Source organism: Cupriavidus sp. HPC(L) (genome assembly GCF_000307735.3).
Lineage (GTDB): Bacteria > Pseudomonadota > Gammaproteobacteria > Burkholderiales > Burkholderiaceae > Cupriavidus.
This window is the reverse complement of the sequence record NZ_AMPR02000089.1, coordinates 1-9,809: the sequence shown is the minus strand read 5'-3', so window position 1 is coordinate 9,809 and position 9,809 is coordinate 1. Positions and strand designations below refer to the sequence as shown.

Here is a 9,809-nt window from a genome sequence, read left to right as displayed (position 1 = left end):
CGGTACGCTCGCGGCGATTCGAGCTGATCGCGCCGCCTGCGCCGCCGCCCACCGCGCCGCCGATCACGGCACCGGTGGAGCCGCCCAGCGCGCCTCCGACGGCTGCACCGGCGACGCCGCCGAGGGCGCCACCCAGTGCGTTATTCATGTCGCTCGCGAATGCAGGCAGCGTCGTCGATGCCGCCAGGGCGAGGGCCACGGTCATATTGCGAACGAGTCGGCGAGACATAGTGTTTTTCCTCTGGTTGCCAAACTGTGATGCAAGTGTAGATTTTGGGCACGGACATTGCTGTAACCGCCTGTAAGCCTTTATTAATGCTGCAGAAACACAACAAAGGCTGCCCGTGGGCAGCCTTTCAGACGATTGACAACCCCGTCGTCCCAGCGGATGCGGGGACCCCGTGGCTTTCAAAGGCGCCGGATTCCCGCTTTCGCGGGAAGGACCGGTGGATTCAGCAGCACTTGCCCTGCCCGCCGCCGTAACGCGCCTCCTGCCGCTCGCGGAAGAACTCCTCGTAGCTCATCGGCTCGCGGTCCGGATGCGTGCTTTCCATATGGGCCACATAGGTCTGGTAGTCGGGCAGCCCGACCATCAGGCGCAGCGACTGACCCAGGTAGCGGCCCATCTGGCCCATCTTGTTCAGCGGATCCAGCATGGCGTTCCTTCCTCTGCGGGGGGTTTGACGTTACGGCGTTCGGCTCGGCACCAGGCTCAGCGCTGCGCCGAGGCGGCGGCCGGCAGCGGCTCGAACGGCGTCTCCAGCGCGGTCGGCCGTGCCTGCGCGCCCGCGCGCAGGCCGGTACGCAGGCCGTAGTAGACGATCGACAGCACCACCGCCATGAACAGCGCGCACAGGCCCGCGTCCAGGTAGTCGTTGAAGACGATCCGGTGCATCTGCTCCATCGTCTTGGCCGGCGCCAGCACCGTGCCCTGGGCGATCGCGTCGCTGAACTTGCGGGCGTGCGACAGGAAGCCGATCTTCGGGTCGGCGTGGAACAGCTTCTGCCAGCCCGCGGTCAGCGTGCAGATCAGCAGCCAGACGGTCGGCAGCAGCGTGACCCAGGCGTAGCGGCCGCGCTTCATCTTGACCAGCACGCACGTGCCCAGCACCAGCGCCACCGCGGCCAGCATCTGGTTCGAGATGCCGAACAGCGGCCACAGCGTGTTGATGCCGCCGAGCGGATCGACCACGCCCTGGTACAGGAAGTAGCCCCAGGCGCCGACGCACAGCGCCGTCGCGATCAGGTTGGCCGGCAGCGAGTCGGTACGGCGCATCGACGGCACGAAGCTGCCCAGCAGGTCCTGCAGCATGAAGCGGCCGGCGCGGGTGCCCGCGTCGACGGCGGTCAGGATGAACAGCGCCTCGAACAGGATCGCGAAGTGGTACCAGAACGCCATCATGGCCTGGCCGCCGACCACCTGGTGCAGGATGTGGGCGATGCCGACGGCGAGCGTCGGCGCGCCGCCGGCGCGCGAGATGATGGTGTTTTCGCCGACATCCCTGGCGGTCTGCACCAGCACGTCGGGCGTGATCACGAAGCCCCAGTTCGACACCGCGGCCGCGACCGCTTCCGGCGTGGTGCCGATCGCCGCGGCCGGGCTGTTCATCGCGAAGTAGACGCCGGGCTCGATCACCGAGGCGGCCACCAGCGCCATGATGGCGACGAAGGACTCGGCCAGCATCGCGCCATAGCCGATGAAGCGCGCGTGGGTTTCGTTCTCCAGCAGCTTGGGCGTGGTGCCCGACGAGATCAACGCGTGGAAGCCCGACACCGCGCCGCAGGCGATGGTGATGAACAGGAACGGGAACAGGTTGCCCGACCACACCGGACCGCCGCCTTCGGCGAACTGCGTGAACGCCGGCATCTTCAGTTCCGGCGCGACGATCAGGATGCCGATCGCCAGCGCGATGATGGTGCCGATCTTCAGGAAGGTCGACAGGTAGTCGCGCGGGGCCAGCAGCAGCCACACCGGCAGCACAGCGGCGACGAAGCCGTAGCCGATCAGCATCCAGGTCAGCGCCTTGCCGTCGAAGGTGAACAGCGGCGCCAGCGTGGCGCTCTCGTGCACGTACTGGCCGCCGACGATCGCGAGCATCAGCAGCACGAAGCCGATCACCGACACCTCGCCGATGCGGCCCGGGCGGATGTAGCGGGTATAGACCCCCATGAACAGCGCGATCGGAATCGTCACCGCCACGGTGAAGGTGCCCCACGGCGAATCGGCCAGCGCCTTGACCACGATCAGCGCCAGCACCGCCAGGATGATGATCATGATCATGAAGCAGCCGAACAGCGCAATCATGCCCGGCACCGTGCCCATCTCGGCCTTGACCAGGTCGCCGAGCGAGCGGCCGTCGCGGCGGGTCGAGATGAACAGCACCATGAAGTCCTGCACCGCGCCGGCGAACACCACGCCGGCCAGGATCCACAGCATGCCGGGCATGTAGCCCATCTGCGCGGCCAGCACCGGGCCGACCAGCGGTCCGGCGCCGGCGATCGCGGCGAAGTGGTGGCCGAACAGCACCGCCTTGTTGGTCGGCACGTAGTCGAGGCCGTCGTTATGGCGCCAGGCCGGCGTCATCCGTTTGGGGTCCAGCTGCATCACCTTGTCGGCGATGAAGCGGCTGTAGTAGCGGTAAGCGATCAGATAGATGCAGATCGCGGCGACCACGATCCACAAGGCACTGACGGCTTCGCCGCGCGACAGTGCAACGGTGGCGAAGGCAAACGCGCCGAGCACGGCGACGGCCAGCCACATCAGGTGTTGCCCGATGCGATTCATAGTGAAGGTCTCCTCAGACCACATGGAACAAAGCCCGCGAAGGGACAAGGGCCGGTGGACGGTGGGCACGCACGATGGCCGCGCGGTGGCACGCGCGCCGGCGGGCGGCGCATGGCGGGTGATCGGGGGCAAGCTGTCTCCAGAGCGCAGATAGCAGCGGCGCCCGGTCCCGCGACTTCCGGTCCGGATCTTGTCTGGCAGGCGGGGTGATACGCCGGTGATGGCACTGGCGCATCCCGTTGCGAATGACGCCGCGGCTGGCCCGGGGCCCGGTCGCGCGTCGGCGTGTAGTATTGACACCCGCCAATCGAGGCACAAGCGCGTAACTACGCAGCGATCCTGCGTAGTACTACGCAACGGGACGGTAAAAGGCCGCTTCCCAGGCATCCGTGTTTACCCTGGTCACGATGAAACTCCGCCAGAAGATCCTGCTGCTCGCGGTCGCGCCGCTGGCGATCGCCATGCTCGGCATCGCGCTGGCCGTGCACTATCAGGCCACCGCGCTGGTCCGTCACGAGCGCGCGCTGGTCGAGGCCGCCTACCTGCAAAGCAAGGAAACCGAGCTGCGCCACTACGTACAGCTGGCGCAGAGCGCGATCGCGCCGCTGGTCAAGTCGGGCCGCAACGACGAGGCGACGCGCCAGGCCGCGATGCAGGCGCTGGCGGGGCTCGACTACGGCCCGGACGGCTACTTCTTCCTGTACGACCTGCGCGGGCGCAACCTGATGCATCCGCGCCAGCCCGATCTGATCGGACGCGACCTGTGGGACCTGCGCGATCCCGAGGGCGCGCTGACGATCCAGCAGTTGATCGCGGCGGCGCGCTCGGGCGGTGGCGCGGTGCGCTATCGCTGGGAAAAGCCGTCGACGCGCCAGATGGCGCCCAAGCTTGGCTACGTGGTGGCGGTGCCGGAATGGGGCTGGATGCTCGGTACCGGCATCTATCTGGACGATGTCGAGGCGACGCTGCGCGAGCTCGACAAGCGTGCGGAGACCGATATCCGCGCCACGCTGGCGTGGATCGGCGCGATCGCCGCGATCAGCATCCTGCTGGTCGGCGCTGGCGGGCTGGCGCTGAACATCAGCGAGCATCGCGAGGCCGACGCCAAGCTGCGCCAGCTGGCGCAGCGCGTGGTGCGCTCGCAGGAGGATGAGCGCGCGCGGCTGTCGCGCGAGCTGCATGACGGCGTCAGCCAGCTGCTGGTGTCGGTCAAGCTGGTGCTCGAGACCGCGCTGAACCGGCTCGCGCAGGCGCCGGCCGACGGCGGTGCGGTGGCGCCGGTGCTCGGCATGGCCTTGAACCGGCTTGAGACGGTGTTCAACGAGGTGCGGCGCGTGGCCCGCAACCTGCGCCCGGCGCTGCTCGACGATCTGGGCCTGCAGGCCGCGCTGCAGCATCTGGCGCGCGAGATGCAGGACGCCAGCGGGCTGCGCATCGATATCGACTGCCGTGGCGTGCCGCGGCCGCTGTCGGACGAGGCGGCCACCGCGCTGTACCGCATCGCGCAGGAGGCGCTGACCAATGTCGAGCGCCACGCCAATGCGCGGCGGGTGGAGCTGACGCTGTCGTATGCCGAGTCCGGCGTCGCGCTGGTGGTGCAGGACGACGGCAGCGGCTTCGATCTGGAGCGCGTGCAGCGCGACCCGCGCGGCGGCATCGGGCTGCGCAACCTGCGCGAGCGCATCGCCAGCCTCGGCGGCGAATTCGATATCGACTCCGCGCCCGGCGGCACGCGCATCCGTGCCTACCTGCCGGCATCGGCGTTCGTGCCGGAGACGCCAGAGACGCTGGCGATCGCCGGCACGGTGGACGCGCCGCCCGCGGCCCCGTCCCACTCTTCCTCGCTGCCCCGATGACTTCCTATTCCGAACCGTACCGTCCCGCGCGCGTGCTGCTGGTCGACGACCACACGCTGGTGCGCGACGGCATGCGCATGCATCTGGCCTTGCAGCCGAGCCTGACCGTGGTTGGCGAGGCGGACGACGGCGAAGCGGCGCTGGCCTGGCTGGCGCGCCGCCAGCCCGATGCGCTGCCGGACCTGCTGATCACCGATATCGGCATGCGCGGCATGGGCGGCATCGCGCTGGCCGACGCGCTGCACCAGCGCCATCCCGAGATCGCGGTGCTGATGCTGTCGATGCACGACAACCTCGAATACGTGCGCCAGGCCATGCGCGCCGGCGCGCGCGGCTACGTGCTGAAGGACGCCCCGGCCGACGAACTGCTGGCCGCGATCGACGCGGTGCTGGCCGGCCGGGTCTTCTACAGCGCCCGCATCGCCCGCCGCATGATCGAGGAAGGCCCCGCCTCGCATCCGCTCGATGCGCTGACCCCGCGCGAACGCGACATCCTGAACGGCATCGGCCGGGGCCTGGCCAACAAGGAAATCGCCGCGTCCCTGGGCGTGTCGGTGCGCACGGTGGAGACGCATCGGCTGAACCTCAAGCGCAAGCTCGGCATCGAGGGGCGAGCGGGGTTGGTCAAGTATGCGGTGGAGCAGTTGGGGGGCGACGCGGCAGGAGGTTGAATAGCGGGCCGCGTGACAGACGGCAGAGCGCAACGTGATAGTCGGGCGACATTGCCGATAGCTCTCCGGAAGGTCGGGCCGTACGCTCCGATCCGTCGCAGAGGCCGACCAGGAGGCGGCGTCGCGAGGACTCGGCGCGCAGATATTTGTGTAGGCAAAAAATCGTTGCGCCGGTTATTTTTTGCCCATACAATAAATTCGCCCCGATGGAGTTCGAATTCGACCCCGCAAAGGACGTTCTCAACCGGGCCAAACATGGCATATCGCTGCGCTTCGCCGAATGGTTCGATATGGAGTCCGCCATTCTGAAGGAGGACACCCGGCGTCAATACAACGAACGACGTGTGATCGCACGGGGAATGATCGGCGACAGAGTCCATGTGTTGGTATTCACAATGCGCGGCAACAACATGCGCGTGATTAGCCTTCGCAAAGCCAACCGTCGAGAGGTACTCGAATATGTCGACGAAACGCAAAATCCACATACCGACTGACGCCGAGGATGAAGCGCTCACGCGTGCCGCGCTTTCCGATCCGGACAATCCCCCGCTGACCGACGACGAAATGGCCAGCATGCGACCGGCCAAGGAAGTGCTTCCGAGCCTGGTTGGCGAAAAGGCCGCGCAGGCCTTGCTGAAACCGCGCGGAAGGCCGCCTCTGCCGGCGGACGAGCGCAAGGTCACACTAAATATGCGGGCCGACCGAGATGTCATCGAGGCCTTTAGAGCGACTGGTGAAGGCTGGCAGAGCCGGATCAATGATGTCCTACGCGCTTATGCCCGGTCGCACCGCATGTTGCCGCGCGGATGACGGCAGCTACGGAACACGGCAGCTTCCGATAAAAAAAAGCCCTCGCGAACCAAATCGCGAGGGCTTCTTTTTTGCCGAGGCGCTCGCCTGGGGCAAGCGCAAAGTCAGGCGACTACCGCATCAAGCCGCCAGCCGCTTGGCCAGCGCATCCTTGGTTTCGGACAGCGCCTGCGGCAGATGGTGCTTGAGCTGCGTGAACAGCTCTTCGTGCAGCGCCAGTTCCTGTTCCCAGGCGGCACGGTCGATCGAGGTCACCTTCTGGAATTGCTCGGGCGAGAAGTCCAGGCCTTCCCAGCGCAGGTCCTCGTAGCGCGGCGAGGTGCCGAACACGTGCTCGGTGCCCTGGCCGCGGCCTTCGACGCGGTCGATCATCCACGACAGCACGCGCATGTTCTCGCCGAAGCCCGGCCACACGAAGTTGCCGGCCTCGTCCTTGCGGAACCAGTTGACGCAGTAGATCTTCGGCAGCTTGGCGCCCGACGCTTCCAGCTTGTTGCCCAGCTCCAGCCAGTGGCCGAAGTAGTCGCTCATGTTGTAGCCGCAGAACGGCAGCATCGCGAACGGGTCGCGGCGCACCACGCCCTGCTGGCCGGCGGCCGCGGCGGTGGTTTCCGAACCCATGGTGGCGGCCATGTAGACGCCTTCGGTCCAGTTGCGGGCCTCGGTCACCAGCGGCACCGTGGTCGAGCGGCGGCCGCCGAAGATGAAGGCGTCGATCGGCACGCCGGCCGGGTTGTCCCAGTTCGCGTCGATCGACGGGCACTGCGACGCCGGCGCGGTGAAGCGCGCGTTCGGGTGGGCCGCCTTGGCGCCGGTCTGCTTCGCGATCTCCGGCGTCCAGTCCTTGCCCTGCCAGTCGATCAGATGGGCCGGCGCTTCCTTCGTCATGCCTTCCCACCAGACGTCGCCGTCATCGGTCAGCGCGACGTTGGTGAAGATCACGTTCTCCTTCAGCGTAGCCATCGCGTTGAAGTTGGTCTTCTCGCTGGTGCCCGGGGCCACGCCGAAGTAGCCGGCTTCCGGGTTGATCGCGTACAGGCGGCCGTCCTTGCCCGGCTTGATCCAGGCGATGTCGTCGCCGATGGTGGTGACCTTCCAGCCTTCGAAGCCCTTGGGCGGAATCAGCATCGCGAAGTTGGTCTTGCCGCAGGCCGACGGGAAGGCCGCCGCGACGTGGTACTTCTTGCCCTCGGGCGAGGTCACGCCGAGGATCAGCATGTGTTCGGCCAGCCAGCCTTCGTCGCGGCCCATGGTCGAGGCGATCCGCAACGCGAAGCACTTCTTGCCCAGCAGCGCGTTGCCGCCGTAGCCGGAGCCGAACGACCAGATCTCGCGTGTCTCGGGGAAATGGACGATGTACTTGGTCGGGTTGCACGGCCACGGCACGTCCTTCTCGCCGGCGGCCAGCGGCTTGCCCACGGTATGCACGCACGGCACGAACTCGCCGTCGGCGCCCAGCACGTCATACACGGCGCGGCCCATGCGGGTCATGATCCGCATGTTGACGGCGACGTACGGGCTGTCGGACAGCTCCACGCCGATGTGGGCGATCGGCGAACCGAGCGGCCCCATCGAGAACGGCACCACGTACAGCGTGCGGCCGCGCATGCAGCCATCGAAGAGCCCGCTCAGGGTCTGGCGCATCTCGGCCGGCGGCATCCAGTTGTTGGTAGGGCCGGCGTCTTCCTGCTGCTGCGAGCAGATGAAGGTACGGTCCTCGACGCGCGCGACGTCGGAGGGGTCGGAGATGGCGAGGAAGGAGTTCTTGCGCTTGGCGGGGTTCAGCCGCTTCATCGTGCCCGCGGCGACCATCTGCTCGCACAGGCGGTCGTATTCCTCCTGCGAGCCGTCGCACCAGTAGATGCTGTCGGGCTTGGTCAGCGCCGCGATCTCGGCGACCCAGGCGACCAGCTTCTGGTGCTTGACCCAGGCCGGAACGTTCAGCGCCGGTGTGCCTTGCATGGTGGGGTGGTTCATGGTGGTACTCCAAAGCAAAAAAGAAATCTTTGGCAAAGCCTTGGCCCGGGGCCGCGCTCTGAAAATCGTCAAACAGCCGGGTCAAACACGGAGTCAAACGCGGAGTCGACGAGAGCGCCTGCCATGGCCGCATGCATGAGGGACCACTTCTTGTGGAAGCGGTTCCGCGTGCGGGGCGGGCGTTCTGCCCGCATGGCGGCCGCATGGTGGTCGGTCTTCGACCACGCTGGCCCGGGACCGTCACATCCCGTTACAAGTCCGGCGCGATCCTGTCGGCAATGGATCGCGGGGGACCTTGCGGCTGCGCTACAGTGGCGGTTTTCCCGCGGACGTGTCGCAGCGGGTGCCAGTCAAGCTTTGTCCGGCGACAACCCGGCTGCGGGAGCGAAGCTCGACCGACAATCCGGGACGTCACCGAAGGCGGCAAGGATACCACCGCTGTCGTCCTCCGTTTTTTGCTCTGCAGCAAGCGGACGGCGCGAAAATCGGTCGGAACGCCGTGTCGCCATGGCTTGTCGCAGCACTTTGGTGGCCCACCTTACTGGCCGCCGGCATGCCGGTCTGTGGGCACGCGTACCAACCGGGTTGCGGCGTCAATGGGCTCAACGGGCTGCAATGGGCGCCAATGGCACCGCCGTAGTCGAACGCACCGCCTCAACGAACTCGCCTCAACGAACCGCCTCACCGAATCCGACGATGAAAATTGCCGTTCTCGACGACTACCAGGATGCCGTGCGCAAGCTGGCCAGCTTCCAGCTGTTGCAGGGGCATGACGTCAAGGTGTTCAACAACACCGTCAAGGGCGTCGGCCAGCTGGCGGCGCGCCTGGCCGACGTCGAAGCCGTGGTGCTGATCCGGGAACGCACCCGCATCACGCGCCAGCTGCTGGAGAAGCTGCCGAAGCTGAAGATCATCAGCCAGACCGGCCGCGTCGGCGGCGTCGGCGGCCATATCGACGTCGATGCCTGCACCGACCGCGGCGTGGTGGTGCTCGAAGGGGTCGGTTCGCCGGTGGCCCCGGCCGAACTGACCTGGGCGCTGATCATGGCGGCGCAGCGGCGGATCCCGCAGTACGTCGCCAGCCTGAAGCACGGCGCCTGGCAGCAGTCGGGTTTGAAGTCGACCACGATGCCGCCGAACTTCGGCCTGGGCCAGGTGCTGAAGGGCCAGACGCTCGGCATCTGGGGCTACGGCAAGATCGGCCGCCTGGTGGCCGGCTATGGCCGCGCCTTCGGCATGAGCGTGCTGGTCTGGGGCCGCGAGGGCTCGCAGACGGCCGCGCGCGAGGACGGTTTCGCGGTGGCCGAGTCCAGGGAGCAGCTGTTCGCCGACAGCGACGTGCTGTCGCTGCATCTGCGGCTGAACGACGAGACGCGCCACATCGTCAAGCTCGCCGACCTGACCTCGATGAAGCCGACCGCGCTGTTCGTCAACACCAGCCGCGCCGAGCTGGTCGAGGAAAACGCGCTGGTGGCCGCGCTGAACCGCGGCCGGCCGGGCATGGCGGCGGTCGATGTGTTCGAGTCCGAGCCGATCCTGCAGGGCCATGCGCTGCTGCGGATGGAAAACTGCATCTGCACGCCGCACCTGGGCTATGTCGAGCGCGACAGCTACGAGCTCTATTTCCGCACGGCGTTCCAGAACATCCTCGACGTGCTGGCCGGCGAGCACGGCAGCGTCGTCAATCCGAAGGCGCTGACGCCCGCGCTG

At 67.1% G+C, this 9,809-nt stretch carries 9 protein-coding genes; 5 read left to right on the top strand and 4 right to left on the bottom strand.

Going from position 1 to position 9,809, the window contains the following annotated elements; all coding sequences use genetic code 11:
- The 3 genes from B551_RS06855 to B551_RS06845 all read right to left on the bottom strand — a co-directional run.
- Nucleotides 1-229: glycine zipper domain-containing protein (locus B551_RS06855; protein ID WP_043437871.1), on the bottom strand; the 229-nt coding region annotated here is incomplete at its 3' end.
- A 223-nt stretch (nucleotides 230-452) separates the two neighbouring features.
- Nucleotides 453-656 carry a YbdD/YjiX family protein gene (locus B551_RS06850; protein WP_006579436.1) on the bottom strand — a complete coding sequence of 68 codons (204 nt, stop codon included), beginning with the start codon at nucleotides 654-656 and terminating at the stop codon, nucleotides 453-455.
- 56 nt (nucleotides 657-712) lie between these two features.
- Complete coding sequence (locus B551_RS06845; RefSeq protein WP_006579437.1) at nucleotides 713-2,785, bottom strand: carbon starvation CstA family protein; 2,073 nt, start codon at nucleotides 2,783-2,785, stop codon at nucleotides 713-715.
- 407 nt (nucleotides 2,786-3,192) lie between these two features.
- Here B551_RS06845 and B551_RS06840 point away from each other — a divergent pair, with 407 nt between their 5' ends.
- From B551_RS06840 to B551_RS25520, 4 genes are all read left to right on the top strand, one after another.
- The gene (locus B551_RS06840; RefSeq protein ID WP_023263739.1) at nucleotides 3,193-4,641 is read left to right on the top strand and encodes a cache domain-containing protein; all 1,449 of its coding nucleotides are present in this window, start codon (nucleotides 3,193-3,195) and stop codon (nucleotides 4,639-4,641) included.
- A complete protein-coding gene (locus B551_RS06835; RefSeq protein WP_006579438.1) occupies nucleotides 4,638-5,312 on the top strand; it encodes a response regulator transcription factor in 675 nt (224 codons plus the stop codon). Before B551_RS06840 ends, B551_RS06835 begins: the two co-directional genes overlap by 4 nt.
- Nucleotides 5,313-5,518: 206 nt before the next feature.
- Entirely contained in the window at nucleotides 5,519-5,806 is a 288-nt protein-coding gene (locus B551_RS06830; protein ID WP_023263738.1) for a BrnT family toxin, read from the top strand.
- Nucleotides 5,772-6,122: a BrnA antitoxin family protein gene (locus tag B551_RS25520; RefSeq protein ID WP_006578346.1), complete on the top strand. Its 351-nt coding sequence runs from the start codon at nucleotides 5,772-5,774 to the stop codon at nucleotides 6,120-6,122. Before B551_RS06830 ends, B551_RS25520 begins: the two co-directional genes overlap by 35 nt.
- Nucleotides 6,123-6,242: 120 nt before the next feature.
- Here the strand turns inward: B551_RS25520 and B551_RS06825 are convergent, their stop codons facing one another.
- The gene (locus B551_RS06825) at nucleotides 6,243-8,099 is read right to left on the bottom strand and encodes a phosphoenolpyruvate carboxykinase (GTP) (RefSeq protein ID WP_006578347.1); all 1,857 of its coding nucleotides are present in this window, start codon (nucleotides 8,097-8,099) and stop codon (nucleotides 6,243-6,245) included.
- Between the two features lie 696 nt (nucleotides 8,100-8,795).
- Between B551_RS06825 and B551_RS06820 the strand changes: the two genes are divergently transcribed.
- Nucleotides 8,796-9,809 (top strand): D-2-hydroxyacid dehydrogenase family protein (locus B551_RS06820; protein ID WP_023263737.1); only part of this gene is annotated, 1,014 nt, incomplete at its 3' end.